We start from the raw sequence: 26,948 nt of genomic DNA, 5'->3' as shown, positions 1-26,948 counted from the left end.
ATAGCCATAAAAAAAGCCGCCTCTTGCGAGGCGGCTTCTTCATTCAACTTGGTAACCGGAGTTATCAGGCAATCAGCTTGTAGATGATACCGGACATGGCGATCAGGCCGATGATGGTCACGAAGCCGTTGCTGATGTTGCCAGCGTATTTGCGCATGGCCGGAACCTTGGTGATGGCGTACATCGGCATCAGGAACAGCAACATTGCGATGATCGGGCCGCCCAGGTCTTCAATCATGCCGAGGATGCTCGGGTTGATGGTGGCGATGGCCCAGGTGGTCAGGATCATGAACACGGCAGTGACTTTGTTCAGTTGCTTGGTGTCAACGTTCTTGCCCTTCTCGCGCAGCGCCTTGGCCATCAGGCCGTTCATGCCTTCTTGCGCCCCCAGGTAGTGACCCAGGAAGGATTTGCTGATGGCAACCATGGCGATCAGCGGAGCCACAGTACCGATAACCGGGTTATCGAAGTGGTTGGCCAGGTAGGACAGGATGGAGATGTTCTGTTCTTTGGCAGCAGCCAGGTCAGCCGGGGAGAGGCTCAGTACGCAGCTGAATACGAAGAACATAACGGTCATCACCATCATGACGTGGGCGCCCAGCAGGATGTTGCTGCACTTCTTCTCGGCTCCTTCACCGTAACGACCTTTGTTGTCCACCGCGAAGGAGGAGATGATCGGGGAGTGGTTGAAGGAGAACACCATTACCGGGATAGCCAGCCACAGGGTCTTGATGAAGTCACCGTTGAAGGCGTCGGACAGGGCCGGAGCTTCAGTGATGATGGCACCGTTCCAGTGCGGGATCAGGTAGAACGCCAGACCCATCAGGGTGAGCACGAACGGGAATACCAGCACGCTCATCGCTTTGACGATAACCTGGCCGCCCAGACGAACAACCGCCATCAGACCGAGGATCAGAGCCAGTGACAGAACGGCACGGGGAGGTGCAGACATGCCCAGCTGGTGAACAATCACGCTCTCGACGGTGTTGGTGATAGCGACTGAATACATCAGCACGATCGGGTAGATGGCAAAGAAGTAGAGCAGGGTGATGAATTTGCCTGCGGTCTTGCCGAAGTGCTCTTCTACTACTTCAGTGATGTCGCCATCACGGGTAGAGCCGGACAGCACGAAGCGGGTCAGACCACGGTGAGCAAAGAAAGTCAGCGGCAGCGCCAGGATCAACATGGCAACCAGCGGCCACAGGCCACCTACACCGGCGTTGATTGGCAGGAAGAGCACACCGGCACCGATCGCGGTACCGTACAGACCCAGCATCCAGACCACATCGGCCTTGTTGACGCCGCGGGAGGTGTTGCTGGCTAAACGACCATCAGCTGCAATATTCATGTCAGACATACGTTGTTCCTGTCATCTAGGAAAATGGGATTCTTGTTTGGTCGGGCCTTGGCCCGGTTCCATCTCCCTGGAACGCCTGCTGTCCGTCCTTGATATTAACCTCTCGCCCCCCGGCAACCTGGCCATCACTCCTTGTGACTACAGGATTGCAACAAACAACAGTGCGAGATTTTGACCCTGAGGGTCGGCGCCCGTCTCACTTAACAACCTATTAACGTGCGCCACTCTTGATGGGCTGACTTTAATTAAATGCCCTTATTAATCACAGCGTTTTTTTGAATTAATCAACCAAAGTTTGATTTTGGTCGCCTTTCGGACGACCAAGATCACACTCAAAGCGCCTTATTGTGAGTTTTTTTTAACAATTCAACTTAGTTTCACTGGAATCAATGACCTGCGAGCAGCTACATATTTGCAACAAGCCACCCGTTTAGCGCGGATTGTGTGCAGCACGGCCTTGACGTACCCTTGTGACTCACGCCTTTTTGTTGATTGATGATGACCATTACCCGTACCGATCTCGCCGAACTGGCGGTATTTGCCGCCGTCGCCCGTCACCGTAGTTTCAGCAAGGCCGCCCTCGAACTCGGGGTCTCCGCCTCCGCCCTCAGCCACAGCCTGAAGGGGTTGGAAGCAAGGCTGGGGGTGCGGCTGCTCAACCGCAGCACCCGCGCCGTGGTACCGACCGAAGCGGGCCAGCGGCTGCTCAAGCAGCTGCTCCCCACCCTCAATACTCTTGAAGAGGCGCTTTGCGAGCTGGCCCGCAACAGCGATGAACCGGTGGGGCGACTCAAACTCTGCGCCCCCCGCGGCGCCATCGACAGCCTGCTGGCACCTGTGCTGATCGACTATCTGGCCCGTTATCCGCGGATGCAGGTGGAGGTAGTGGAGCAGGAGCTGATGCCCCGGCTGATTGAAGATGGTTACGATGCCGCGCTCTTTTATGGCGATCTGCTGCCCAAGGAGATGATCGGCATCCCCCTCGGCCCGCCCCAGCGTTATCTGGTGGTGGGCTCCCCGGCCTATCTGGCGGAGCACGGCACGCCGGAACACCCGAGCGAGCTGAGCCGCCACGCCTGCATCGGATATCGCCTCACCCCGCACCACCACTATCGCTGGGCCTTTGCCGCCGACGGCACCATGCTGGAGATCGAAGTGACCGGGCCGCTGACCACCAGCACCCCTGCCCTCTATCTGGGCGCCGCCGAGGCGGGGCTGGGGCTCGCCTACTGTTTGGAAGAGGAGGTAAGCCAGAAGGTCGCGGAGGGGAAACTGCTCACCGTGCTGGAGCCCTGGTGCCCCACCTTTGCCGGCTTCTACCTCTTCTATCCCAGTCGGCATCAACTGGGCAGCGGCCTGCGCATCCTGATCGACATGCTCAAGGCCCACTACCAAAACCCCGGATTAGTGAGTAATACTCAGCAATTCATCAAGTGAAACCCTGATTATCACCAAATAAGTATTAATCTAGACTAGCTGTTCGATAATCGAACTCCCCGAGAGAACAGATATGTCTGCCTATTTAACACTGCGGCAACGGGCCATGACCCGTCGCTTCTGGGCTTACGCCCTCCCCTCCATTCTTGCCATGCTGGTCTCGGGGGCCTACTACCTCATCGACGGCATCTTCGTCGGCCACTATGTCGGCGCCGCTGGCCTCGCCGGGATAAACCTGGTCTATCCGGTCATCATGGTGCTGATCGGTCTGGCCGCCATGATCAGCATGGGGGCGGCCACCGCCATCTCCTTCCAGCAAGGGGCGAAAAACGACACGCTGGCCCGTCAGGCGCTGGTCAACGCCCTCTGGCTGCTGGCCGGACTCGGGGGCGTTGCGCCGGTGCTGCTCTATTACACCCACACCGATATCCTGCTGGGGCTGGGGATTGAACAGGGCACCGAGACCTGGAAACAGGCGAGCGACTACCTCACCTGGATTGGCGGCGGTACCCTGCTGCTGGCCAGCAATCTGGCGGTGCCCTATCTGCTGCGCAACGATGGTCGCCCGAAACTGGCCATGGTGCTGGTGAGCAGCGGCGCAGTGCTCAATATCATCCTCAACTACATCATGGTGGGTCGGCTGGGGCTGGGATTGATCGGTACCGCGCAAGCCACCCTGATGGCAGAGGGTGCGGTGAGCCTGATCGGCCTTGGCTACTTCTTTACCCCCTGGGCGCGGCTGCGCCTCAGCTGGCGGGATCTGGTGCCCAACCTCCCCGCCATGCCGCACCTGCTATTTACCGGCCTGCCAAGCCTGATTGCCCAGTTCAACCTCGGCCTGCTGCTGATGCTGCACAACAGCCAGCTGATGGTGTATGGCAATGTGAAGGATCTGGCGGGTTTTACCGTGGCCGGTTACACCGAAGCGGTCTTTATCGTCATCCTGCAGGGGCTGGCGTTCGGCATTCAGCCGCTCATCAGCAAGGCGGCAGGGGCCAAGCGCCACCGCAACCTCAAGTACCTGATGGAGATGGGGCTCAAGTTCACCTTTATCTACGGCATGCTGGTGTGGCTCACCATCCAGCTGCTGCCGGGACAGGTCGCCATGCTCTATACCGGCGACAAGGATCCCGAACTGCTGGCCGCCGCCATCAGCAGCCTGACCCTCAACCTCGGCGCCATTCCGCTGGAGGGGATCATCATGTTCGGCATAGTGCTGCTGCAATCCATGGCGCGTACCCGTCAGGCGCTGGTCATCTCCATCGCCAAAACCGTGTTGCTGCTGCCGCTCATCTTCCTGCTGCCGCAACTGTGGGGTCGTGATGGCGTGCTGATGGCCCAGCCCGCGACCGTGCTGCTGCTCACCCTGCCGCTCTGCTGGCTGCTGTGGCGCGAGTGGCTGCGCCTGAAGATGGCCTGCGCGCCAAAAAACAAGCATCGCCCACAACCGGCCCGCGCACGCCCCGCCGTCCAGCTGGCCCGTTAAGGCCACCCATCCCGCGTAGCAATAAAAAACCGGCATCACCTGATGCCGGTTTTTGCTATATGGATGGGTCTGCCTGCTCTTACACAGGGATTCAGGCCAGACTGCTGCCCACACTTATGCCAATACTTCTGGCCTGAGCTGGGCCATCAGCCCCGGGTTGTCGGAGTAATCCACCGGGATCGCCACCACCGCAGGCCCCTCCACCGCCAGTGCGGCCCGCAGGGTGGCGCGCAGCTCGTCGGCCGAGCGCACCGCGAAACCGGCCGCCCCGAACGATTCGGCATAGCGTTTGAAGTCGATGGGGCCAAAAGAGACGCCGGAGGTGCGGCAATATTTCTGCTGCTCCTGCATCGCGACCATGTTGTAGCCGTTATCGACCCAGATGATGTGGACGATATTGCTCTTGAGCCGCACCGCCGTCTCCAGCTCCATGCTCGACTGCATAAAGCTGCCATCCCCCGATACCGAGATCACCTTCTCACCCGGCCGCACCAGCGCCGCACCGATGGCCCACGGCAGTGCCACCCCCATGGTCTGCTGACCGTTGGAGATAAGCACCTGACGAGCGCGGAAGCTGTAGAGGTAGCGGGCAATCCAGATATGGAAGCTGCCCATGTCGACGCAAAGGGTCATGTCGTCGCGCACCAGATCCTGCAGCTCGCGCACGATACGCAAGGGGTGAACCGGATTGCCGTGCAGATCGTCGGCCCGCATCGCCAGTCGCAGTCGCTGCTGGCGAACCCCTTGCAGCAACCGATCCACCTCGGGGGGACGGATTTTCGGATTGCCCATGATGCGGGTCAGCTGCAACAGGTTGGCACGGATCGACCCCACCAGCTCGGCGGTCGGGCAGTAGCTGCTGTCGATATCGGCAGGCAGCACGTCGATATGGAGGATGCGCCGCTCCCGATCGCCATTCCACAGCACGGGGTCGTACTCGATGGGGCTGTAGCCGATGCAGATCACCAGATCGGCCCCCGCCAGCAGCTGATCCCCCGGCTGGTTGTTAAAGAGCCCGACCCGTCCGGCAAAGTCATCGAAGTGGCAGCTGTCCACCACCCCGGCAGCCTGATAGGTACCGGTCACCGGCAGCCGCGCCTTGTCGAGGAAAGCGCGCACTGCCTCCGCATTCTCCGGCCGACTGGCCATCAGGCCGAGCAGCACCACCGGATTCTCGGCGTTGCGCAGCAGGGTCAATGCCTGCTCCATATTCTGCTCATCGGCGCAGCCCGGCTCCGGCACCTCGCGGGGCACCAGCACATTGCCCTGCACCGGCTTGTTGATGATGTCCATCGGCAGGCTGACAAACGCCGCCCCCGGCCGCCCCAGCTCGGCGGCGCGAAAGGCGTTGGCCATCACTTCCGAGATTGCCGCCCCGCTGTTGACCTGGGCACTGAACTTGGTGACCGGACGACAGAGGTTGACCGTATCCATGCTCTGATGAGTGAGTTTGAGGCCATCGGCACGGCGCACCGCACCGCCCAGCGCCACCATGGGGTCCCCTTCCGAGGTGGCGGTCGCCAACCCGGTAATAAGGTTGGAGCAACCGGGGCCCGAGGTGACCAGCGCCACCCCCGCCTTGCCGGTGAGACGCCCCACGGCGGCCGCCATAAAGGCGGCGTTCGCCTCGTGGCGCACCACTATGGTCTCGATGGGGGAGTCCTCCAGCGCATCGAACACCCGATCAATCTTGGCACCCGGGATCCCGAACACCTGCTTGACCCCTTGCGCCTCCAGATGACGAACCACCAACTCGGCACCGCACTTCCACTGTCTGTTTTCCATGATATTGCTCCTTGTCTATCAGCCTTCGGCGGCCTGAATGGCGCGATCGAGATCGGCAGGGTTGAGGTCGGCCTGCCGGAAAGCGGGATCCGATGGCAGGGCCAGATTGAGGTGACGCACCACAGAAAGTCGCAGGGTGCCGTGGGCCATGGTGTAGTCGAGCAGATGACCGCCCCCCTTGCGATCGGCGGTGATCATGTGCTCGTGAAAGCCCGCTACATTAACTCCCTGCACGAACGGCGGGCAGCGAAAGCCCACCAGAGTTCCCGCCACCGCGGCAAAGCGGAACAGCGGCTGCTGTTCGATGGCTTCCAGCATGGGACGATAAGGGGGCTCCTGACGCGGCACGGTTCGTACCTTGGCCGTCTCAAACTGGCCGTCGAGGCGCAGGGCGACGAAGACGTTGTCGGATCCCACCAGCCGATCCACCCACTGGTGGATCTCGTCACGGCTGAGGGGGTGATCGAAGCGACGCTCCAGACAGGGGCGAAAATGGGTCATCACCGCAAAGGGGGTCTTCTGATCGGCGCGGGCGGGCCGGGCCGAGCCATCGGAGCGCAACTGGTGGATCTGCCGCTCGAAGGCGATCAGCTCACCATCGAGGTGGTTGAAGGTGCCGAGACCAAAGTCGCCGTGGCGCAGCAGCTCGCTCATGGTGGTCTCCCCTTCGTAGACCCCCGCCAGCAGGGCGCTCATCAGGGAACTCTGGTAGATCTCGCCACCGTCATGCTGCCTGCGCCAGCGGGAAAACTGCTGGCTCACTTCGAGGGCACAGCTGCACCCGGCACTGTCAGATGTTGCAATATGTTCCATTCGGGTTTCACCTCCACCGTGAATCCTGTTAGCGTTCGGATCCAATGGTGACTTGGTTCACATTTCAACACCAATACGCTGATCCCATGACTTTGAGACTCAATCGATATGGAACTTCGTACGCTCCGCTACTTCATGGCCGTTGTTGAAAAGCAGAATTTCACCCGCGCAGCCGAATCACTCAACATGGCCCAGCCGCCCCTGAGCCAGCAGATCCGCAAGCTGGAGGAGACCCTGGGCACCCCGCTGCTGCGCCGTTTGACCCGCAGTGTCGAACTGACCGAGGCGGGCGAGAGCCTCTATCGGGATGCGGCGCAGATCCTGGCGCTGGCCGATGCGGCAAAACTGAAGGTAAAGCGGATTGCCCGGGGCGAGCAGGGAGCGCTGAGGATCGGCTTTGCCGGTTCCACCGTGCTCCACCCCGCGGTGCTGACCCTGCTGCACGACTATCGGGAGCGCTACCCCGAGGTAGCCCTCAGCCCGCAGGAGGGCACCATGCCGGCACTGGTGGAGGCGCTGCGCAACGATCGGCTGGACGCCGCCATCTTGCGGCTCCCCTGCCGGGGTAGCGAGGGCTTTGCCCATCACCTTATCGAGCAGGAGCCGCTGCTGATCGCCCTGCCCACCAGCCACCCCAAAGCCAAGCCGGGCCCCTTGCCACTGGCCAGCCTGAAGGACGAGAGTTTTATTCTGTTTCCCCACGCCATCGGGCCCGGGCTCTATGATGGCATCGTGGGTCTCTGTCGGGAGGCGGGGTTCGAGCCTATATTGGGGCCCGAATGCCCGCAGGTGATCTCCACCGTCGGCATGGTGCAGGCGGGCTTTGGCGTGACCCTGGTGCCAAGCTCGGTGGCGGCGCTGCGCCCGCTCGGGGTCAGTTATCACCCCATTGAGGGCAACGGCATGATGACCAGTATCAGTCTGGCGACACGGCCACACCCAAGCAGTGCCGTGCTGCGGCACTTTATCGCCCAGATCCGTGCCGCCCAGATACGACAAGGCCTCCCGAAGGAGGCCCTGTTGAACAAGCTTGAACCGGCCTGATGGCCAGCTTGCCTGATGCGACTGCTTATTTGACGGTACTGCTTATTTGACAGTCACCCGGGCAAACTTGCGCTTGCCGACCTGATAGACGGCGGTACCGGCACCGATGAGTGCCTTGCCATCTTCCAGCTTCTCGCCATCCACCTTGACCGCGCCCTGCTTGATCATCCGCAGCGCTTCGGAGGTGGTGGCCACCAGATCGGCCTCTTTCAGCAGGTTGGCAATGGCCAGACCTTCACCTTCCAGTGCCAGCTCGATTTCCGGCATCTCGTCCGGAATGGCGTTCTTGGAGAAACGCTGGGTGAAATCTTCGTGGGCCGCTTCGGCCGCCGCTTCGTCGTGATAACGGGCGATGATCTCTTTGGCCAGCCAGATCTTCACATCGCGCGGGTTGAGGGTACCGGCAGCGATGCCTGCCTTGAACTCTTCGATTTCGGCCAGCGGACGGAAGGAGAGCAGCTCGTAGTAGTTCCACATCAGATCGTCGGTGATGGACATGATCTTGCCGAACATCTCGCCCGGAGCGTCGTGGACGCCGATGTAGTTGCCTGCGGACTTGGACATCTTCTTGACGCCATCCAGACCCACCAGCAGCGGCATCATCAGCACGCACTGGGTCGCCATGCCGGCATCTTTTTGCAGCTCGCGGCCCATCAGCAGGTTGAACTTCTGGTCGGTACCACCCAGCTCGACGTCCGCCTTCAGCGCGACCGAGTCATAGCCTTGCAGCAGCGGATAGAGGAATTCGTGAATCGCGATGGATTGGCCGCCGGTGTAGCGCTTTTTGAAGTCGTCACGCTCCATCATGCGGGCCACGGTCTGCTTGGCCGCCAGCTTGATCATGCCGGTCGCACCCAGCTCGCTCAGCCAGGTCGAGTTGTACTCGATGCGGGTCTTGGCGGGGTCGAGGATCTTGAACGCCTGCTCGGCATAGGTGAGGGCGTTGTGCTTGATAGCCTCTTCGGAGAGCGGCGGACGGGTAGCGTTCTTGCCGGAGGGGTCACCCACCATGGCAGTGAAGTCACCGATCAGCAGGATCACTTCATGGCCCAGATCCTGGAAGGTCTTCAGCTTGTTGAGGATCACGGTATGACCCAGGTGAATGTCGGGGGCCGTCGGGTCCATGCCCAACTTGATGCGCAGCGGGCGCCCTTCCTTCAACTTGGCGACAAGTTCTTCTTCAACCAGAATTTCTTCCGCTCCGCGCTTGATCTCGGCTAGCGCCACCTCGAGCTGGGACATTTTTTGACTCTCCATCACGATTCCACAGGGCCAAACATATTACTGGAATGGCGGGCCAATTGGAAAGGCTGTAAAATCCGTCCATTCTGCCCGACTTCATCTGCTTCTCATGGTTATTTGGCACGCCTTCAACGCACTCCCCCACTGGCACCGCAAGATGGTGCTGATCTTGAGCATCATGATCATGATGCTGGCTGCCTGGCCAAGCGAACAGGCAGTAGCAACACGGGTCGATGAAAACGGCAACGAAATTGCCCTGCGGGAACCGGCCAACGACAACACTCTGAACGACGAGCTGACCGCCGAGGCCGCCCCGTCTGTCACCCCGCCCAAACCGCGCTACATCACCAAGCAGGTGAAGGTACGCCGTGGCGACAACATGGGAGTCATCTTCCAGCGCATTGGCCTGAGCACCACGGATCTGCACCTGATCGATCAGCTCGAGGGCAGCGATCCCTTGCGGATGCTGCAACCGGGGCAGGAGCTCACCTTCAAGCTCACCGAGAACGGCGAGCTACACAGCCTCTATTACCCCCACAGTCTGGAGCAGGCGCTCAAGGTGAGCCGCAAGGAGGAGACCTTTGTCGCCCGCAACGTCAAAATCGCCCTCGACACCCGCGAACAGGTGAGCAAGGGCGAGATCCGCTCCAGCTTCTGGGGCGCCGCAGTGGATGCGGGGATGACCGAAGATCAGATCATGGACTTGGCCGCCATCTTCGGCTGGGACATCGACTTTGCCCAGGACTTGCAGCCGGGGGACAGCTTCCGGGTGGTCTATGAAGACAAGTTCCGCGACGACGAGCGGGTCGCCTCCGGCGATATTCTGGCGGCGGAGTTCGTCAACCAGGGCACCGCCTACCGCGCCGTGCTCAATGAAGATGGCAACTACTACACCCCGGAAGGGAAGGCGATGCGCAAGAGCTTCCTGCGTGCACCGGTCAACTTCAAATACATCAGCTCCAACTTCAACCCGCGCCGCCTCCATCCGGTGACCGGCAAGATCCGCCCCCATAACGGCATCGACTATGTAGCGCCGGTGGGTACCCCCATCATGGCGGCGGGCTCCGGCAGCGTGGTGGCCGCCGGTTACAACCAGTTCAACGGCAACTACGTCTTTATCAAGCATGCTGGCAACTATGTAACCAAGTACCTGCACCTCTCCAAGCGCACCGTCAACAAGGGACAGCGGGTGAAGCAGGGCCAGACCATCGGCACTCTGGGTGGCACCGGCCGCGTCACCGGCCCGCACCTGCACTACGAGTTCGTGGTGGGCGGCATTCACAAGAACCCGCGCACCCTCACCCTGCCGCAGGCAGAGACCCTGAGCGGACGCGAGCTGGCCAACTTCAAAAAGCTGGCGATGCCGCAACTGGCCAAGCTCGACAGCCCCGAGCTGCAGCTGGCCCAGAACAAGCGGGATAGCCGCGGCAACTAAGCCATCAGGGCTGGCGGGGTAGCAGCCCCGCCAGCCCTTTTTATTTTGCCTGCGCATGGCTCGGCGCCATGCTGCATCGGTGTCGGGAAGCGGACTATCCCGACCAGCGAGTGAGGAGAGCCAATGGCTGAACGCTATATCGGATTGATGTCAGGCACCAGCATGGACGGTATTGACGCCGTGCTGGTGGTGATCGACGGGGATCAACTGCGGGTCGAGGCGGCCCTCAGCCACCCCTGGCCCACCGCCCACGAGCTGCATGAGCTCTGTACCCCTAGCGACAACGAGATCGATCGCATGGGGGTGGCCGACAATCTGGTGGCGCGCGAATTTGCCGCCGCCACCCACGCCCTGCTGGCCAAGACGGGCCTCACGCCCGCCGATATTCGCGCCATCGGCAGCCACGGCCAGACCATCCGCCACCGCCCCCAGCTTGGCTTCACCCTGCAGATCGGCAACGCGGCCCTGCTGGCGGCGCTGACCGGCATCGATGTCATCGCCGACTTTCGCACCATGGACATGGCCCTCGGCGGTCAGGGGGCCCCGCTGGTGCCCGCCTTCCATCAGGCCTTCTTTGCCCGCCCCGGTGCATTGCGGGTGGTGCTGAACCTCGGCGGCATCGCCAATATCTCGGTGCTGCCGGGCCATGCCAACGGGGTCTATGGCTTCGATACCGGCCCGGCCAACACCCTGCTCGACGGCTGGTATCGCCGCCATCACCCCAAGGGGACCGGTTACGATGCCGGCGGCCAGTGGGCGGCCAGCGGCAAGCCAATCCCGGCCCTGCTGGAGAAGCTGCTGGCTCACCCCTATTTCGCCGCCCCCGCCCCCAAGAGCACCGGGCGGGAGATGTTCACCCTGGCGTGGCTCGATGGCGAGCTGGCTGGCCACCCCTATGCCCCGGCGGATGTGCAGCGCACTCTGCAGGCGCTCACCTGCCACAGCATCGCCCGCCAGCTGCCTGCCCCGAATGAGGCGCAAACCCGTCCCGAGCTGTTTGTCTGCGGCGGCGGCGCCCATAACGCCCCGCTGCTGAGCGAATTGGCCGGCCTGCTGCCCGGCTGGCGCATCGCCAGCACTGCCGAACTGGGGATTGCGCCCGACTGGATGGAAGGCGCAGCCTTTGCCTGGCTGGCGGAGCGCTTTATCAAGCACAAACCCGGCAACCTGCCCGCCGTCACCGGCGCCAGCCGTCCGGCTGTGCTGGGTGCTCTCTACCCCGCACCCTAGATATCCCCCAGATATGCAAATGACGACAGCCCCGATATGGGGCTGTCGTCATGTCACATCATGAACAGTGGCACTTTGGCCAACACCCGTTGTTACATGGCATTGGTGGACTCAAAAATTTTGTCGGCGGACGCTTCGACAAAGCCCGGATAGAGTACGCCGTCGGCCTGCGGATAGCGCAGAGCAAACTCGTAGAAGCAGCTCGGGATGGTACGCACCCCATCGCTGAACGGCACCTCTGCTTTGTCGGCCATGGTGGAGGATTGCTCCAGCATCACCTGCGGGTCCCCTTTCACCTCGCCACCCACGCTGTTGAGCACAAAACCCGCCGCCTTCAGTGCCGCATTGACCTGATGGATGGTGTCGAAATCCTTCAACTTGTTGATATTGACCGTGAAGTGGTTGGCACGATAGCCCCATGCTGCCATCCATGCCGCGTACTCGCTCTCCGCCAGCAGGGTCTGATAATCGGCATAGGAGACCTGCCAGGGGGCACCGGTGTAGAGAAATGCCGGTGTATCGGTCAGATGATCGGGCACCTGATCGGCCAGCTTGTGGATGATGGCCTGCGCCGCTGGGGAGAGTTCTTCCACCTTCAGCTCGCTGATAAACACCTTGGGAGCGTCCGGATCCTGATGCTCGAAGTGCTTGGCGTAGAGCTTCTTGGCCTTGAAAACGTACTCGCCCTTCTGCTCGTAACCGAGCGCCAGGAAGTGGGCGGCCAGCTTCTCCAGCCCCAGCTTGGGCAGGTTGTAGGTACGAAACGCCACGTGATCGTTGACGATGGGCTCGCCGCCACCCAGCAGGGTGTGCACCTTGAGGGCGCTCGGGGTCACCTTGATGTAGTTGTCCCACAGATGGCTGAACAGGGTGTCGATATCCTTTTGCATCTCTCTTTCCTTTGATTGCGGGTACAGATGGGGGCACCGCTTGATGCCCCGTGTCATTATCAGAAGCGCAGGCCGGGCGACAGTTGATCCGGCATCGCGGCTTTGCTGTCTTCGACAGAGGCAACCGGATACGCACAGTAGTCAGCAGCGTAGTAGGCGCTTGCCCTGTGGTTGCCGGAGGCGCCGATGCCACCAAACGGCGCGGCACTGGAGGCGCCGGTGATGGGCTTGTTCCAGTTGACGATACCGGCGCGGATCCGCTTGAAGAAGTGGTGCCAGTCCGCCTCCTTGTCCCCCAGCAGACCGGCCGAGAGACCGTAGCGGGTGGCGTTGCCCTGATCGATGGCGGCATCGAAATCATCATAACGAATGAGTTGCAGCAGCGGGCCGAAGTACTCTTCGTCAGGCAGCTCGCTGACTGAGGTCACGTCGATAATACCCGGGGAGACAAAGCCTGTGCCCGCTTCCAGGTGCTTGAGGGTAAGCAGGCTCTCGCCACCGAGGCGCTGCAGGTTGGCTTGCGCCTCGACCATGCCCTGTGCTGCCTTCTCGCTTATCATCGAGCCCATGAACGGCTGCTCGGCGGCGTCATAGAGGCCGACCTTGATCTGGCTGACCACCTCGATCAGTCGATTGACCAGGGCATCGCCCCGCTCACCGCGCTCGACAAACAGACGGCGGGAACAGGTGCAACGTTGACCCGAGGTGATAAATGCCGACTGGACGATGGCATGGACGGCGCCGTCGATGTCGCTCACATCTTTCACGATCAGCGGGTTGTTACCGCCCATCTCCAGCGCCAGAATTTTGCCCGGCTGGCCGGCAAACTGTTGATGGAGGAAATGGCCGGTGCGGGAGGAGCCGGTAAAGAAGAGGCCGTCGATATCGGGATTGCCCGCCAGCGCCTTGCCGGTCTCGACCTCCCCTTGCACCAGATTGAGCACCCCCTTGGGCAATCCGGCCTGCTGCCACACCTTGACCATGGCCTCGGCCACCATGGGGGTCAGCTCGGAGGGTTTGAACACCACGGCGTTACCCGCGATCAGGGCCGGGACTATATGGCCGTTGGGCAGATGGCCCGGGAAGTTGTAGGGGCCGAACACCGCCACCACGCCGTGGGGCTTGTGACGGACAAACGCTTTGGCGCCCGGCATGGCATTTTCAACGGTGCCGGTGCGCTCGTCGTGGGCACGAATGGAGATGGCAATCTTGCCCTGCATGGCGGCCACTTCGGTGCGGGTCTCCCACAGCGGTTTGCCGGTTTCGCGGGCGATGGTCAGGGCCAGCGCCTCTTTCTGCTCGCCGAGCAGGTCGGCATAACGACGCATTATGGCCAGGCGATCCTCAAGGCTCATGTCCGCCCAGTGGTAGAAGGCGGCACGGGCGGCCTTGACGGCGGCATCCACTTGCGCCGTGCTGGCGGCAGCCCCCTGCCAGATCACCTCGTTCTTGGCCGGATCGGTTGACTCGAACGGCTTGCCTTCACCGGCAAGCCACTGACCGTCGATAAATTGCACTAACTGGCTCATCCATTCACTCCCTGTCGCTGGCAGGCAGCCTCGGCTGCCTGTCTGATAATCGGTTTGCTTGTCCTGTTTGTCTCAGTCGAGGTCGACCACCCGCACCATGTCGCCATCCTGCACCTTGAGTGCCGCCGCCATCTTGGGCGGAATGATGGCTTCATGCTTGTCGAGATCGACCCGGATATTGCCGTAGCAGGCGCGGTAATGTTCGAAGCGGCTGTTGCAGATAAGGTGGGTCTTGCCACCGATAGGCTCGCCCACCAGCACCCGCAGCTTCTTGCTGCGGCGCACGCTGCGAATATTCTTCACGTCGCACTCGACGGTGGGGCCCGCATCGAAAATATCGACGTAACCACGGTTCACGAAGCCCTCGTCCTGCAGCATCTTGATGGCCGGGCGGGTCTTCTCGTGGGTCTGGCCGATAACGGCGCGCGCCTCTTTGCTCAGCAAATTGACGTAGATGGGGTACTTGGGCATCAACTCGGCGATAAAGCGCTTCTTGCCGATGCCGGTCAGATAGTCGACGGTGGGAAAATCCATCGAGAAGAAGTGGGTTTGCAGCCACTCGTAAAAGGGACTGTGGCCGTTGGCATCGGAGACGCCACGCATCTCGGCGAAGACGGTCTCGTCAAACAGCTCGGGGTGCTCGGCCATAAACAGGAAGCGGTGCTTGGAGAGCAGGCGGCCGTTGAGCCCCTCGCGGGCACATTCGCGCAAGAACAGGGTACAGAGCTCGGAGTTGCCGGTGTAGTCGTTGGAGAGAGTCAGGGTTTCAACGACGTTGTAGATGCCGAGCTTGGGTGATGAGTGCACCACCTTGCCGATGTGGTAGTTGTAAAACGGCTGGGAGAGGCCAACCGCGGCATCGATGGCACAGGTGCCGACCATCTCGCCGGTCTCGAGATCCTCAGCCACGAAGAAGTAGAGGCAGTCCCCCTTGCCGGCGGGCTTGTCGGAAAAAGTCTGGGTAGAAGCATCGATCTTGCGCTGCAGCAACTCATCGTTGACGGGCAACGAGGTCATGCCGGTGCCGGACTCGATGGCGCAGGTCTTGAGCCCGGCAAAATCTTTTTGCTCGATGGGACGGATAACCAACATAAATGACAACTCCCTTTCATTGACGACAGGTGGGGGCCCGGCTCCTGCCGGGAGAGCTCCCCACCTCAATTTGGAATCAGGCGTTGACCACCTGGGCAACCGCCTTCTCGAAGCGGGCCAACCCTTCCTTGATGTCAGCTTCCGGGATCACCAGTGAAGGGGCAAAACGAACCACGTTGGTACCGGCAACCAGTGCCATCAGCCCCTGATCGATAGAGGCCAGCAGGAAGTCGCGGGAACGCCCCTTGAAGTCCTCGCTCAGAGCGGCGCCCAGCAGCAGCCCCTTGCCGCGGATTTCGCTAAAGCAGTGGTATTTGGCGTTGATCGCCTCGAGCCCCTCGCGGAACAGCTGTTCGCGCCGCTTGACCCCGTCCAGTACCTCGGGAGTATTAATCACGTCGATCACCGCCTCGGCGACCGCACAGGCCAGCGGGTTACCGCCGTAGGTAGAGCCGTGAGTGCCCACTTTCAGGTAAGAGGCGATTCCGTTGGTTGTCAGCATGGCGCCGATGGGGAAACCGCCCCCCAGAGCCTTGGCGCTGGTGAGGATGTCCGGCGTGACGCCCAGACCCATATAGGCATAGAGATCACCGGTCCGGCCAACGCCGGACTGCACTTCGTCATACACCAGCAGGGCATTGTGTTTGTCGCACAGCTCGCGCACCCCTTTGGCAAACTCGTCGGTAGGACGAATGATGCCCCCCTCCCCCTGCAGCGGCTCCATCACCACGGCGCAGGTGTTGTCGGAGATCACCTCGGCCAGCGCCGCCAGATCGTTGTAGGGAACATGGGTAATGTCACCGGGCTTGGGGCCGAAGCCATCGGAGTAGGCTGCCTGGCCACCGACGCTGACGGTAAAGAAGGTACGGCCGTGGAAGCCCTGATTGAAGGCGATGATCTGGGTCTTCTGCTCGCCAAACTTCTCGATGGCGTAGCGGCGAGCCAGCTTGAGAGCGGCTTCGTTCGCTTCGGCGCCGGAGTTGCAAAAGTAGACCTTGTCGGCAAAGGTGGCCGCGACCAGCTTCTTGGCCAGACGCAGGGCCGGTTCGTTGGTCATTACGTTGGAGAGGTGCCACAGCTTCTCGCCCTGGGTTTTCAGAGCCTCGACCAGCTTGGGATGACAGTGACCCAGGCCATTGACGGCGATACCACCGGCGAAGTCGACATACTCGCGCCCCTCCTGATCCCAGACACGTGACCCTTCACCACGCACCGGGATGATCTTGGCTGGCGCATAGTTGGGAACCATCACTTCATCAAACACTTCACGTGTCACTGCCAACAACTCTGACATATAGCTCTCCTTCAGATTCGGCGACAGAATAATCCACCGCCTAAAAGTTAAATCCGTGTAAACGTGACGGGATTATCACAGAAATAAAGTAAAAAGTCTGTAACAAGACGACCTATGAGGAACAATGTTCGATTGACCTTGAGATTTTAGGCAACCGCATTGCATAACGACTCAGGGGGGCTTGGCAAGAGATAATTTGGGCTGGAAGGGGGCTGAATAAAGTGTCAGAGAAATATTTTTTACCTTCTTTCAAACTTGAGAAGATGATCACAAATTTTTATGAACAGGACAGAAAATTGGCCAGCAGCAAATGGCCCTGTTCGCTCAAAATACTCTCCGGATGGAACTGAACACCCTCGACAGGAAGTGTCTTATGGCGTAATCCCATGATTTCGTCAAACGAGCCATCGGCATGCTCGCTCCAGGCGGTGACCTCGAAGCAGTCGGGCAGCGTGTCGCGCTCCACCACCAGTGAGTGATAACGGGTCACCCGCAAGGGATCCTTTAGACCGCAGAATACCCCTTCGCCGCGATGGCGAATCAGGGAGGTCTTGCCATGCATCACCTGACGCGCGCGAACCACGCGGGCACCAAACGCCTGCGCCAGCGACTGGTGGCCAAGGCAGACGCCAAGAATGGGTAGCTTGCCGGCGAAGTGGCTGATGGCATCGAGAGAGATCCCCGCCTCATTGGGTGTACAAGGACCGGGAGAGATCACCAGAAAACGGGGGGAGAGCTGCGCTATGGCATCAAGCGTCAGTTCATCATTGCGCTTGACCACAACCTCTTGTCCCAGGGCGCCGAAATATTGCACCAGATTCCAGGTAAAAGAGTCGTAGTTATCGATCAACAACAGCATGAGATAACCAACAGTGGAGAATTAACGATCGAGATAACGACCCTGTTCCATTTCCCGTTCACGCTGACACTCGGCCAGATAGATGGCGGCAGCAACGGCAGGGGTTTTATGGTGCTTGTCGATGGCATTGGAGACCATCAACTGCAGGGTATTGAGGTTTTTCGCCTTGCGAAATTTACGTAGCCAGTGACCTTTGTCACTCAGCTCTTCAGCAGAAATAGTTGGTTGAACAGGCATGCTTTCTCTTGGGGATATTACCCAGGTTGAAATAAAGAAATTAAACAAAATAGCCGGGCAGAAAATAAAGAAAGCCAGGCAAATACCCAGCTCTCTTCTACTACACCTTCCCAGTATGTCAGGCTCGAGGAACGAAGCCGACTACATCATATACGCTGGTCAGGGTTTTTTCAGCTCTTTCGCGCGCCTTTTGTGCGCCTTCTGCCAGAATCGCGATCAGATGGGCCTCATCCTGACGCAACTCGTGGAAACGGGCCTGGATTGGTTCCAGCAGCGCAACCACGGCTTCGGCGGTTTCGGTCTTGAGGTGACCGTACATCTTGCCTTCGAAGTGCTGCTCCAGCTCGGGGATGGAGCGGCCTGTCACGCCGGACATCAGGGTCAGCAGGTTGGAGACACCCGGTTTGTTTTCCGGGTCGAAACGCACCACCGCCGGCTCGTCGGAGTCGGTCACCGCACGCTTGATCTTCTTGACGATCTGCTTGGGATCTTCCAGCAGGCCGATGAAGTTGGCTTCGTTGTCATCCGACTTGGACATCTTCTTGGTCGGATCCTGCAGGCTCATCACCCGTGCCCCTTCAGTCGGAATGAAGGGCTCCGGCATGGTGAACACCTCACCATAGAGGTTGTTGAAACGGGTGCAGATGTCGCGGGTCAGCTCCAGATGCTGCTTCTGGTCGTTGCCGACCGGCACCTGATTGGCCTGATAGAGCAGAATATCAGCGGCCATCAGCACCGGATAACCGAACAGGCCGACGTTGACGTTGTTCTCGAAACGGGCGGACTTGTCCTTGAACTGGGTCATGCGCGACAGCTCACCCATCTGGGTGTAGCAGTTGAGGATCCAGCCCAGCTCGGCGTGCTGCGGCACGTGAGACTGGATGAAGACGGTGCTCTTCTTGGGATCGATACCGACCGCCAGATAGAGGGCGGCCGCGTCCAGACAAGCCTTGCGCAGGGCAGCCGGGTCTTGGCGAGTGGTGATGGCGTGCAGATCGACGATGCAGTAGAGGCAGTCGAACTCATCCTGCATGTTGACCCACTGACGCAGGGCCCCCATGTAGTTGCCGATGGTCAGTTGACCGGAGGGTTGCGCTCCGCTCAATACGATTGGTTTAGTCATGAGAGTGTTAATCCTTGTTATTCAGCCAGCCCAGCTGCGCTATTAGACCAAAAGTGCATCGAGCTGGGCAAACTGCTCGAATACCCAGTCTGGATGGGAGTCGGCGATGGGGCGGCCATAGTTGTAGCCGTATGTAAGACCCACCACCTTCATGCCAGCCGCCTTGGCCGCCAGCACGTCATTTTCGGAGTCGCCCACCATCAGGGTGCGAGCCGGGCTCACCCCCAACTCCTGGCAGGCGTGCAGCAAGGGCTCCGGGCTCGGCTTCTTGACCGGCACGCAGTTGCCGCCAAGCCAGAGTTCGAAGCAATCGCTGATGCCAAGGGCATCGAGGATGGGTGCCACGAAATCGCTCGGCTTGTTGGTGACGATCGCCTGCTTGTAGCCCAGGCTTTGCAAGCGACGCAGACTCTGAGCCACCCCGTCATACATCTCCAACCCTTGCAGCAGGCAGGCGTTGTAGTGCTGGAAAAAGATCGGTCTGGCCTTGGCAAACAGCTCGGGATCGGCCTCGCGATAGGCGAGCGCACGCTGGATCAGCTTGTCGGCACCGTTGCCGACCCAGGTACGGATAACCGCTTCATCAGCTTGTTCCAGACCCAGATCAGCCAGAGTCAGATTGACCGCCAGCGCCAGCTGGGCGGCGCTGTCAATCAGGGTGCCGTCCAGATCGAACAGCACCAAATCAAATGCGCGCTCAGCGTGTGACATGAGCCAGCTCCGCACGCATCTTGTCGATCACCGCCTTGTAGTCAGGCTGGCTGAAAATGGCCGAGCCGGCGACAAACATGTCGGCGCCCGCTTCGGCGATCTCGCGAATGTTGTCGACCTTCACCCCGCCATCGATCTCGAGGCGGATATCGCGGCCGCTCTCGTCGATCAGACGACGCACCTGACGCAGCTTGTCGAGGGTACCGGGGATAAAGCTCTGACCACCGAAGCCCGGGTTGACCGACATCAGCAGGATCACATCCAGCTTGTCCATCACATACTCGAGGCAGGAGAGCGAGGTAGCAGGATTCAGCACCAGACCGGCCTGGCAGCCCATCTCCTTGATGAGGCCCAGAGAACGGTCTACGTGGTCGGACGCTTCCGGGTGGAAGGTGATGAGGGAAGCACCGGCCTTGGCAAAATCAGGAATGATGCGATCCACCGGCTTGACCATCAGGTGCACGTCGATGGGGGCCTCGATACCGTAGTCACGCAGCGCCTGACAGACCATGGGGCCAATGGTCAGGTTGGGGACATAGTGGTTGTCCATCACGTCGAAGTGAACCACGTCGGCACCAGCAGCCAGTACCTTGGCTACATCGTCACCCAGACGGGCAAAATCGGCAGAGAGGATCGAGGGGGCAATCAGAAAGTCTTTCATCAGCATCATCCATTGGCAGCCAGGGAGAAAAAGCGGCGCAATTTTAACGTAAAAGGCGGGCGAAAACGACTCGAATGCGGGGTAAATGGGGCAATCGCCTCCCCTCCCACAACCACCCGGGTTTTGGGGCATCGGCACAGGCCCAGGCGCGCCCATAAAAAACGGCCCCCTTGGGCGCCGCATGGTCTGTTACGTCAGTGGCAGCAGTTCGCTGTCGCTGGGATAGTAGCCCTGCTCGGGTTCGATTCCGGGCGGATAGAGCGCCAACAACTCGGCCACCTTGTTGCGGGTGCCGCCGTTGCGGCTGATGGTGCGCTTGACCAGGATCTCGTCGAGGCGGGCACCGCGATAAAGCTCACGAGTCAGCTCGATATCGTGGTTGCTGATCAGCACTGGCACCCCTTTGTGAGCGGCTGTGTGACGGGCCAGTCGCGCCAGGATCGCCTGATCATCCAGGGTAAACCCACCGGAGGCATAGGTGGTGAAGCTCGCCGTAGTGGAGAGCGGCGCATAGGGTGGATCACAATAGATAACCCAATCCTCTTCGGCACGCTTGATGGCATCGGCGTAGCTCTCGCAGATAAAGGTCGCCTTCTGCGCCTTTTCGGCAAAGGCCCACAGCTCTTTTTCCGGGAAATAGGGTTTCTTGTAGGAGCCGAACGGCACGTTGAAGCCGCCCTTCTTGTTGTAGCGGCACAGTCCGTTGAAACCGTGACGGTTGAGAAACAGGAACAAGAGCGCCCGCTCGAAGGTGGTCTCGGTCTGATTGAACTGGGTACGCAGCCGGTAATAGGCCGCCTTGTGGTTGTGCTCTGCCACAAACAGCTTGCGCGCCTCGGCAATGAAACTGTCCGGCGTCAGCTTGAGGTGGTTGTACAGGCAGATCAGATCCGGATTGATGTCGTTGAGCACATACGCGTCGTAGTCGGTGTTGAGAAACACAGACCCGGCCCCGACGAAGGGCTCCAGCAACACACGCCCGGCCGGCAGGCGCTCGGCAATCTCTTCAACCAGGGAGTATTTTCCCCCGGCCCATTTTAAAAAAGCGCGTGTTTTTTTCATGGAAATCCGGTGTGTAAGAAGGCAAGACCCAAAAAGGGGGACGATTCTACCCCCTTATCCGGTATCAAGGCTATTGCTTCAGCTCTTTTTGTACCTGTGCAAACGACTTGGGCCAGGGCTGGCCTTTCAGCAAGGCTGGCGGAAGCTTGCGAATGGCACTCTTGGCCTGGGTCAGACCGGCATAATCCCCTTGCAGCACCACATACCAAGGGCTGCCACGGAATTTGGTCTGATAGACCCATACCTTGCCCGCCAGACCATGCTCGGCGACAAATTGATCCACCGCCTTGGTGTTGCTCGCCCCCATCAGCTGAACGCTGTAGTGGTTGCGCGGCTTCTTGTTCAAGGTGGCGACCGGTGTCAGGGCCACCTTGGGTGCTGGCGCGGCAACCGGCTCGTTGCTGGCGGTTTTGGTGGTGGCCGCAGGCGTTGCGGTTGTCGCCGGATTCATTACTTTGGAGGTACTGGCTGGCACCGTGGTTGCGATTGCACCACTGGGGGCTGTGCCACTCGGGTTCTTGCCGGTCAGCTCGTCCACCACGTCAGTAGGCAGAGCGCCGCTCACCTTGGGTTCGGTCATCAGCTTTTGCACGACCTCGTCAGAGATCACCACCCGACGCCCTTCGTAATTGGTTGATTCGGTGGTCACAGTTTCGCTCTCCACCGATTTGGGCAGCACTTTCGCCTCCGGCTGCCAATCCTTCACTACCCCGTTGGGATTGCTGGCTGCATCGCTGTTTTGCGCGCCTTGTGCAGCGGCATCGGTATTCGAACCGCCAGCGGTGAGGGGATCGCCTCCCGCTACCGGGATCGGCAATGCCGTGTTCTGCACCGGATCCTGCAGCGCCGGTTTGCTTTCATTGTCAAACAGCGCAGGCAGCAGGTAGCTCAACGCCAGCAGGCCGCCAGCAACCAGCGCGATAGCGGTGGCAATCTTCTTGACAGGCAACTCCGCCTGACGCTTCTTGGGCCTTCTGTCGGTCATGATATCCTCCAGTAACTGCATGATGGTGGACGGATGTCCGTTCGCCGTTTTCAGGATCTCCTCCACTTGCGGCTTGGGCAAGAGGGTCGCCGGGATCTTGAGCTCTTTGGCTTTTTCATACAAGAAGATGCGCTGCTCGGGCGGGCTCAGTGGCGGCACTTCCAGCTCAAGGGCTGGCATGGCACGCCCCTTGAGCTGCGGTCGTTGGGTACGACACCAGACGTCACTGCCCGAGACAATAATGGCCAGCTGATGGGGCGCCGCCAGGGTATCGTTATGACGTATGATCGCCCACAACTCTCCCAGCAATTCAGCTGGCAACTGGTCGGCCCGCTCTATCAGCAGCAACAGGGTGGCTGGCTTGCTCCCCTCCAGCATGCGAAAGAAGCTCTCCGCCAGCGCATCCTGTGGATTGAACAGCGGGCGCGCCACCACCTGTGGCAGCAACAGCTGGCGCACATCCACCATCTTCATGGCAGGCGTACCAATCAGGCTTACCACCCGCACTTTTTCCGGCAACACGCCGAGCAGGGATTCGCACAGGGTACCGCGACCACAACCGGGTTTACCGGAGAGAAAAATGAAAGGGTGATTGAATTCAATCAGATGCAGCAGCCGGTCAACCAGCTGCCGCTGGGAAGGAAGTTTTAGCAGTTTATTCGTCACGACCAGACTCGATCACCGCCAGCAACTCGGCATCGGACACATCCCCCACCACCTGCGCATGGCCGATGCCAACCGGCAACACCAGACGCAGCTTGCCTTCCAGCACCTTCTTGTCACGGCGCATATGGCGAATAAAGGCGGCGAAATCCATCTCGGCAGGCGCATGAATGGGCAAATTGGCGGCCAGCAGCAGAGCGCGCACTCGCGCAACGTCCGCTTCGCTCATATCGCCACGGGCCTGCGCAGTCCAGGCTGCCAGCATGGTGCCAGCGGATACCGCTTCACCATGCAGCCAGTTGCCATACCCCTGCTCAGCCTCGATGGCATGACCAAAGGTGTGGCCCAGATTGAGCAGTGCACGGACGCCGTGCTCGGTCTCATCCTGACCGACCACATCGGCTTTGATCTCGCAGCAACGTTTGATGGCGTAGGCCAGCGCGGCAGGTTCCAGCTGTTGCAGACGCACCATGTTCTGCTCCAGCCAACTGAAGAAATCAGCATCCCAAATGATGCCGTACTTGATCACCTCGGCCATCCCTGCGGCAAATTCGCGGGCTGGCAAGGTACTCAGACATTCGGTATCGATAACAACTTGTTTGGGCTGATAAAAAGCCCCAATCATGTTCTTGCCGAGGGGGTGGTTGACCGCGGTTTTACCGCCAACAGAGGAGTCAACCTGGGAGAGCAGAGTGGTCGGGATCTGGATAAAAGGAATGCCACGTTGATAGCTTGCTGCCGCAAAGCCCACCACATCCCCGATCACGCCGCCCCCCAGAGCGATCAGCGTCGTATCGCGCCCATGGTTGGTTTCAAGCAGAGCAGACATGATCTGCTCAAAAGTCGCTAGGTTCTTGTACGCCTCGCCGTCAGGCAGGATCAGGTGTTCAACCTGAAAACCCGACAGCAGAGCGGTTACCCGTTCAAGATAAAGCGGAGCAACGACCGTGTTGGTCACTATCATCACCCGCTTGCCCTTGATGGTCGATACCAGCGCCTCGGGGCGCTGCAACAACCCTGCAGCTATCTCGATGGGATAGCTGCGTTCACCCAGTTCGACCTTCAACCGTTCCATGGACGTCCTCTAGATTACATACCGATCAGCTTTACAATTTGATTGGCAACGATTTTTGCGCTCTGGTCATCGGTGTGCACAACAAAGTCGGCAACCTCTTCATACAGGGCATTGCGCTCTTGTGCCAGACGTTCCAGCACTTCGCGTGCCGGTTCTTCGGTCTGTAGCAGAGGGCGGCGTTTGTCTCGCTGTGTGCGCGCCAGCTGCTTTTCGATAGTGGTTTCGAGGTAGACCACGATGCCACGAGCAGACAACTTGTTGCGGGTTTCCCGGCTCTTGATGGCTCCACCACCAGTTGCCAGCACGATACCCTGCTGCTCAGACAATTCGCTGATCACCTTCTCTTCGCGAATACGGAAACCCTCTTCGCCTTCAACATCAAACACCCAGCCGATATCAGCACCACTGCGGCGCTCAATCTCATGATCTGAGTCGAAAAACTCCATATGCAGTTGTTCTGCCAGATGTCTACCTATGGTGCTCTTGCCCGCACCCATGGGACCTATCAGGAAAATATTGCGTTTCTCAGCCATGTTTTTTCGTTAGTAATTACAAACTGTACGACCCCGATAAATACTGGATCGGGGTACCTATGAACCTTATCTTGCGATGGATCAGGAGGGGGATTATCTCAATAGATATCGGGACTGGCAACCGCAGCCCTTACGCCCCAGCCTCATTGGGGCGTAAGGTTATATGTGTTTTACCCTCACATGTAAAGCATTCAGAAGGCGTCGGTGACTATCTTGGGGGTCACGAAAATAAGCAGTTCACGCTTTTTGTTCTCGCTGGTGGTCTTGCGGAACAGGGCGCCCAATCCGGGGATATCACCCAGCAAGGGCACCTTGGTCACATCGCTTTTGATAGTCTGCTGATAGATGCCGCCCAGCACCAGTGTCTCGCCATTGTTAACCAGTACCTGCGTCGTGATGGACTGGGCGTTGATGGAGACTGCATCACCGGTACCGGTCGGTACGGTTTCGCCCTTGGTATCCTGGGTCACGGTCAGGTCGAGGATCACCCGGTTGTCAGGGGTGATCTGCGGCGTGACTTTCAAGCTCAGTACCGCCTTCTTGAAGGTGACCGAGGTTGCACCACTGGAAGAGGACTCCACATAGGGGATCTCGGTACCCTGTTCGATCAACGCCGGTTTCTGGTTCGCAGTGGTCACCCGCGGACTGGCGATAATCTCGGCCTTGCTCTCTTTTTCCAGCGCAGACAATTCAAGGTCAAGCAGGGTTCCATCGGCCAGACGGGCAACCTGGAATGCCAAGGTACCGGCAGCATTGGTCACCGGCAGATTGACGTTCATCCGATTATCGACCGAGGGTCTGGTAATCGTTGAACTACCGTCGTTATTACCGGACGAATCATTCCCTTCAATAGAGCCTGAAGTGCTGTTGCCGTGACCATCGTTCTTGGTCACTCCCCAACGAACCCCGAGCGCTTCATCGAAACCGTCATCGATGGTCACCATACGCGCTTCGATCACCACCTGCTTGACCGGGATATCCAGAATATCCAGCATCCGCTTGATACTGCTGATAACCTCAGCCGTATCCTTCACAACCAGCACGTTGGTCCGTTCATCCACACTCACCGCGCCACGTGGCGATAGCAACTTGGTACTCTCGGATGAGAGCAGAGCAGCCACTTCGGATGCTTTTGCATAGTTGATCTGCATATATTCGGTATATAACTGGGCCAAATCAGCCACCTGATTCCGGCTCTCCAGCTGCTGTTTCTCCCGTGCCGCAATCTCTTCAGCCGGAGCAACCAGCAGGATGTTGTTATCAAGCCGCTTATCCAGACCGCGCACTTTTAAAATGATGTCGAGCGCCTGCTCCCAGGGCACGCCATCCAGACGTAGTGTCAGATTGCCTGCCACAGAATCGGTAGTAACCAGATTGAGGTTGTTGAAGTCAGCGATAAGCTGCAACACGGTTCTAACCGGGATATCCTGGAAGTTCAATGAGATGGGCTTGCCCTGATACTGCTTTGAAAACGCAGATGCCGCCGTGCGTTTTTTCACTTCGATAATGAACAGTTTATCAGCCTGATCGTAACGGTAATCAAACTGGCCATTAACCGACAGCTCAAACAGGGTATCGTTGCCCTGCCGGGACACCTCAACCTGAGAGACCGGTGTCGCAAAATCCTGCACATTGATCAGATTAAGCAAACCATCAGGCACGCGAGTACCATGAAACTTGGCCAGCACAGTTTGACCGCGGCTGCTCACATCGACGGCAGCCGAGCTGTTGTCAAGTGTGACCAGAAACTCCCCCTGACCATCCTTGCCACGACGAAAATCCACCCCGGTCACCGAGTTGAAATAGGCTCCACTGCCACTGTTTTGATAGCTGCCGAGCAGTGGTTTGCTGGCAGCAGGCGTCGCAACAGGAGGGGTTACCGGTGCAACAGGCATTGACTTGGCAACAACCTGAGAATTGAGCAGTGCCGAAGGAGCTGGAGTGGCCACCATGGCTGAGGAAGCCGTTGCGGCTGGTGCAATCAGGGCGCTTTCGCCATTAATCAGAGCTGATGAGGTCCCTTCACCAAGGGAAACCAGCAATTTGTTACCCTGTTGCTGCACCTGATAGGGAGCCAGCTGATCGAGAGCAATCTTGATATCAAGGCCAGCTCCCTTCCCTTCCACCTTGATGTTGTCTACTCCCTGACGCTGAATAGGCAGCGGGTTCACCTTGAGTACGCCCACAGCACCGGGGACATGCAACAGGAGCTGGTTAGGTTGATAGGAGAGACGATCGGTAAAGCCACTCACAGGCTCGCTGAAGCTGAGCTCCAGTTGCAACTGGTCTGCCAGCAATGGATTAACTTTTATCTCTTGCAAGGTTGCCACTGCCCACGCCTGACCAAAGGCACTGGCGCAAAACAGCAAAGCCACTTTTGTTACACTGTCTATGGTTGTTCTCAT

At 59.4% G+C, this 26,948-nt stretch carries 23 protein-coding genes; 5 read left to right on the top strand and 18 right to left on the bottom strand.

What is annotated here, in order from left to right:
* Nucleotides 1–64 precede the first annotated feature (64 nt).
* On the bottom strand, nt 65–1,357 hold the full coding sequence (locus G5221_RS07795) for an HAAAP family serine/threonine permease (protein WP_005338498.1): 1,293 nt from the start codon (nt 1,355–1,357) through the stop codon (nt 65–67).
* A gap of 498 nt (nt 1,358–1,855) precedes the next feature.
* On the opposite strand from G5221_RS07795, the gene G5221_RS07790 reads away from it, so the two are divergent.
* Both G5221_RS07790 and G5221_RS07785 read left to right on the top strand, forming a co-directional pair.
* On the top strand, nt 1,856–2,794 hold the full coding sequence (locus G5221_RS07790) for a LysR family transcriptional regulator (protein WP_042055187.1): 939 nt from the start codon (nt 1,856–1,858) through the stop codon (nt 2,792–2,794).
* A gap of 73 nt (nt 2,795–2,867) precedes the next feature.
* On the top strand, nt 2,868–4,280 hold the full coding sequence (locus tag G5221_RS07785; protein ID WP_245094774.1) for an MATE family efflux transporter: 1,413 nt from the start codon (nt 2,868–2,870) through the stop codon (nt 4,278–4,280).
* Between the two features lie 114 nt (nt 4,281–4,394).
* On the opposite strand, the gene alsS is transcribed toward G5221_RS07785, so the two are convergent.
* Both alsS and budA read right to left on the bottom strand, forming a co-directional pair.
* Nucleotides 4,395–6,065, bottom strand: a complete 1,671-nt coding sequence (gene alsS, locus G5221_RS07780) for an acetolactate synthase AlsS (protein WP_042081073.1) — start codon at nt 6,063–6,065, stop codon at nt 4,395–4,397.
* 18 nt (nt 6,066–6,083) lie between these two features.
* A complete protein-coding gene (budA, locus tag G5221_RS07775) occupies nt 6,084–6,878 on the bottom strand; it encodes an acetolactate decarboxylase (RefSeq protein ID WP_005338506.1) in 795 nt (264 codons plus the stop codon).
* A gap of 108 nt (nt 6,879–6,986) precedes the next feature.
* Between budA and G5221_RS07770 the strand changes: the two genes are divergently transcribed.
* Nucleotides 6,987–7,922 (top strand): LysR family transcriptional regulator, encoded by a 936-nt coding sequence (locus G5221_RS07770; RefSeq protein ID WP_042055179.1) that lies wholly within the window; start codon nt 6,987–6,989, stop codon nt 7,920–7,922.
* 42 nt (nt 7,923–7,964) lie between these two features.
* On the opposite strand, the gene tyrS is transcribed toward G5221_RS07770, so the two are convergent.
* Nucleotides 7,965–9,164 (bottom strand): tyrosine--tRNA ligase, encoded by a 1,200-nt coding sequence (gene tyrS, locus G5221_RS07765; RefSeq protein ID WP_005347884.1) that lies wholly within the window; start codon nt 9,162–9,164, stop codon nt 7,965–7,967.
* A gap of 109 nt (nt 9,165–9,273) precedes the next feature.
* Here tyrS and G5221_RS07760 point away from each other — a divergent pair, with 109 nt between their 5' ends.
* Both G5221_RS07760 and G5221_RS07755 read left to right on the top strand, forming a co-directional pair.
* Nucleotides 9,274–10,599, top strand: a complete 1,326-nt coding sequence (locus G5221_RS07760; protein WP_421263047.1) for a peptidoglycan DD-metalloendopeptidase family protein — start codon at nt 9,274–9,276, stop codon at nt 10,597–10,599.
* Nucleotides 10,600–10,722: 123 nt separating this feature from the next.
* On the top strand, nt 10,723–11,829 hold the full coding sequence (locus G5221_RS07755) for an anhydro-N-acetylmuramic acid kinase (protein WP_266134303.1): 1,107 nt from the start codon (nt 10,723–10,725) through the stop codon (nt 11,827–11,829).
* Nucleotides 11,830–11,921: 92 nt separating this feature from the next.
* Here G5221_RS07755 and G5221_RS07750 read toward each other — a convergent pair whose 3' ends face one another.
* The 14 genes from G5221_RS07750 to G5221_RS07685 form a co-directional block, all read right to left on the bottom strand.
* Nucleotides 11,922–12,719, bottom strand: coding sequence for a DUF1338 domain-containing protein (locus G5221_RS07750; protein ID WP_021229798.1), 798 nt, complete (start codon nt 12,717–12,719; stop codon nt 11,922–11,924).
* A 59-nt stretch (nt 12,720–12,778) separates the two neighbouring features.
* Nucleotides 12,779–14,248 carry a succinylglutamate-semialdehyde dehydrogenase gene (gene astD, locus G5221_RS07745; protein ID WP_266134304.1) on the bottom strand — a complete coding sequence of 490 codons (1,470 nt, stop codon included), beginning with the start codon at nt 14,246–14,248 and terminating at the stop codon, nt 12,779–12,781.
* Between the two features lie 72 nt (nt 14,249–14,320).
* Nucleotides 14,321–15,340 carry an arginine N-succinyltransferase gene (gene astA, locus G5221_RS07740; protein WP_005334994.1) on the bottom strand — a complete coding sequence of 340 codons (1,020 nt, stop codon included), beginning with the start codon at nt 15,338–15,340 and terminating at the stop codon, nt 14,321–14,323.
* A gap of 76 nt (nt 15,341–15,416) precedes the next feature.
* Nucleotides 15,417–16,634 (bottom strand): aspartate aminotransferase family protein, encoded by a 1,218-nt coding sequence (locus tag G5221_RS07735; RefSeq protein WP_266134305.1) that lies wholly within the window; start codon nt 16,632–16,634, stop codon nt 15,417–15,419.
* 277 nt (nt 16,635–16,911) lie between these two features.
* Nucleotides 16,912–17,493, bottom strand: coding sequence for an aminodeoxychorismate synthase component II (locus tag G5221_RS07730; protein WP_266134306.1), 582 nt, complete (start codon nt 17,491–17,493; stop codon nt 16,912–16,914).
* 21 nt (nt 17,494–17,514) lie between these two features.
* Nucleotides 17,515–17,730, bottom strand: a complete 216-nt coding sequence (locus tag G5221_RS07725) for a hypothetical protein (protein ID WP_005334997.1) — start codon at nt 17,728–17,730, stop codon at nt 17,515–17,517.
* Nucleotides 17,731–17,848: 118 nt separating this feature from the next.
* The gene (gene trpS, locus G5221_RS07720) at nt 17,849–18,853 is read right to left on the bottom strand and encodes a tryptophan--tRNA ligase (RefSeq protein ID WP_005362251.1); all 1,005 of its coding nucleotides are present in this window, start codon (nt 18,851–18,853) and stop codon (nt 17,849–17,851) included.
* A gap of 42 nt (nt 18,854–18,895) precedes the next feature.
* Complete coding sequence (locus G5221_RS07715; RefSeq protein WP_266134307.1) at nt 18,896–19,564, bottom strand: phosphoglycolate phosphatase; 669 nt, start codon at nt 19,562–19,564, stop codon at nt 18,896–18,898.
* A complete protein-coding gene (gene rpe / locus G5221_RS07710) occupies nt 19,551–20,225 on the bottom strand; it encodes a ribulose-phosphate 3-epimerase (RefSeq protein ID WP_005335006.1) in 675 nt (224 codons plus the stop codon). The genes G5221_RS07715 and rpe overlap by 14 nt, the downstream gene beginning before the upstream one ends.
* A gap of 189 nt (nt 20,226–20,414) precedes the next feature.
* On the bottom strand, nt 20,415–21,287 hold the full coding sequence (locus G5221_RS07705; protein WP_005335008.1) for a Dam family site-specific DNA-(adenine-N6)-methyltransferase: 873 nt from the start codon (nt 21,285–21,287) through the stop codon (nt 20,415–20,417).
* Between the two features lie 70 nt (nt 21,288–21,357).
* The gene (locus G5221_RS07700) at nt 21,358–22,938 is read right to left on the bottom strand and encodes an SPOR domain-containing protein (protein ID WP_421263046.1); all 1,581 of its coding nucleotides are present in this window, start codon (nt 22,936–22,938) and stop codon (nt 21,358–21,360) included.
* On the bottom strand, nt 22,928–24,010 hold the full coding sequence (gene aroB, locus G5221_RS07695; RefSeq protein WP_021229792.1) for a 3-dehydroquinate synthase: 1,083 nt from the start codon (nt 24,008–24,010) through the stop codon (nt 22,928–22,930). The genes G5221_RS07700 and aroB overlap by 11 nt, the downstream gene beginning before the upstream one ends.
* A gap of 14 nt (nt 24,011–24,024) precedes the next feature.
* Complete coding sequence (gene aroK, locus G5221_RS07690) at nt 24,025–24,543, bottom strand: shikimate kinase AroK (protein ID WP_266134309.1); 519 nt, start codon at nt 24,541–24,543, stop codon at nt 24,025–24,027.
* 191 nt (nt 24,544–24,734) lie between these two features.
* Nucleotides 24,735–26,948 (bottom strand): type IV pilus secretin PilQ, encoded by a 2,214-nt coding sequence (locus tag G5221_RS07685; protein ID WP_421263045.1) that lies wholly within the window; start codon nt 26,946–26,948, stop codon nt 24,735–24,737.

This window comes from Aeromonas sp. 602200 (genome assembly GCF_049173895.1).
In the GTDB taxonomy this organism is placed as follows: domain Bacteria; phylum Pseudomonadota; class Gammaproteobacteria; order Enterobacterales; family Aeromonadaceae; genus Aeromonas; species Aeromonas veronii_A.
This window is presented reverse-complemented; position numbering and strand designations above follow the sequence as displayed.

Bases quoted from the DNA above. Each gene is read 5' to 3' on its own strand.
- G5221_RS07790 (WP_042055187.1), top strand. From the start codon at position 1,856: ATGACCATTACCCGTACCGATCTCGCCGAACTGGCGGTATTTGCCGCC.
- G5221_RS07730 (WP_266134306.1), bottom strand. From the start codon at position 17,493: ATGCTGTTGTTGATCGATAACTACGACTCTTTTACCTGGAATCTGGTG.
- G5221_RS07795 (WP_005338498.1), bottom strand. From the start codon at position 1,357: ATGTCTGACATGAATATTGCAGCTGATGGTCGTTTAGCCAGCAACACC.
- G5221_RS07735 (WP_266134305.1), bottom strand. From the start codon at position 16,634: ATGTCAGAGTTGTTGGCAGTGACACGTGAAGTGTTTGATGAAGTGATG.
- G5221_RS07785 (WP_245094774.1), top strand. From the start codon at position 2,868: ATGTCTGCCTATTTAACACTGCGGCAACGGGCCATGACCCGTCGCTTC.
- tyrS (WP_005347884.1), bottom strand. From the start codon at position 9,164: ATGTCCCAGCTCGAGGTGGCGCTAGCCGAGATCAAGCGCGGAGCGGAA.
- G5221_RS07715 (WP_266134307.1), bottom strand. From the start codon at position 19,564: ATGTCACACGCTGAGCGCGCATTTGATTTGGTGCTGTTCGATCTGGAC.
- alsS (WP_042081073.1), bottom strand. From the start codon at position 6,065: ATGGAAAACAGACAGTGGAAGTGCGGTGCCGAGTTGGTGGTTCGTCAT.
- trpS (WP_005362251.1), bottom strand. From the start codon at position 18,853: ATGACTAAACCAATCGTATTGAGCGGAGCGCAACCCTCCGGTCAACTG.
- rpe (WP_005335006.1), bottom strand. From the start codon at position 20,225: ATGAAAGACTTTCTGATTGCCCCCTCGATCCTCTCTGCCGATTTTGCC.
- aroB (WP_021229792.1), bottom strand. From the start codon at position 24,010: ATGGAACGGTTGAAGGTCGAACTGGGTGAACGCAGCTATCCCATCGAG.
- G5221_RS07705 (WP_005335008.1), bottom strand. From the start codon at position 21,287: ATGAAAAAAACACGCGCTTTTTTAAAATGGGCCGGGGGAAAATACTCC.
- G5221_RS07725 (WP_005334997.1), bottom strand. From the start codon at position 17,730: ATGCCTGTTCAACCAACTATTTCTGCTGAAGAGCTGAGTGACAAAGGT.
- astD (WP_266134304.1), bottom strand. From the start codon at position 14,248: ATGAGCCAGTTAGTGCAATTTATCGACGGTCAGTGGCTTGCCGGTGAA.
- G5221_RS07750 (WP_021229798.1), bottom strand. From the start codon at position 12,719: ATGCAAAAGGATATCGACACCCTGTTCAGCCATCTGTGGGACAACTAC.
- G5221_RS07685 (WP_421263045.1), bottom strand. From the start codon at position 26,948: ATGAGAACAACCATAGACAGTGTAACAAAAGTGGCTTTGCTGTTTTGC.
- G5221_RS07760 (WP_421263047.1), top strand. From the start codon at position 9,274: ATGGTTATTTGGCACGCCTTCAACGCACTCCCCCACTGGCACCGCAAG.
- aroK (WP_266134309.1), bottom strand. From the start codon at position 24,543: ATGGCTGAGAAACGCAATATTTTCCTGATAGGTCCCATGGGTGCGGGC.
- G5221_RS07755 (WP_266134303.1), top strand. From the start codon at position 10,723: ATGGCTGAACGCTATATCGGATTGATGTCAGGCACCAGCATGGACGGT.
- budA (WP_005338506.1), bottom strand. From the start codon at position 6,878: ATGGAACATATTGCAACATCTGACAGTGCCGGGTGCAGCTGTGCCCTC.
- astA (WP_005334994.1), bottom strand. From the start codon at position 15,340: ATGTTGGTTATCCGTCCCATCGAGCAAAAAGATTTTGCCGGGCTCAAG.
- G5221_RS07770 (WP_042055179.1), top strand. From the start codon at position 6,987: ATGGAACTTCGTACGCTCCGCTACTTCATGGCCGTTGTTGAAAAGCAG.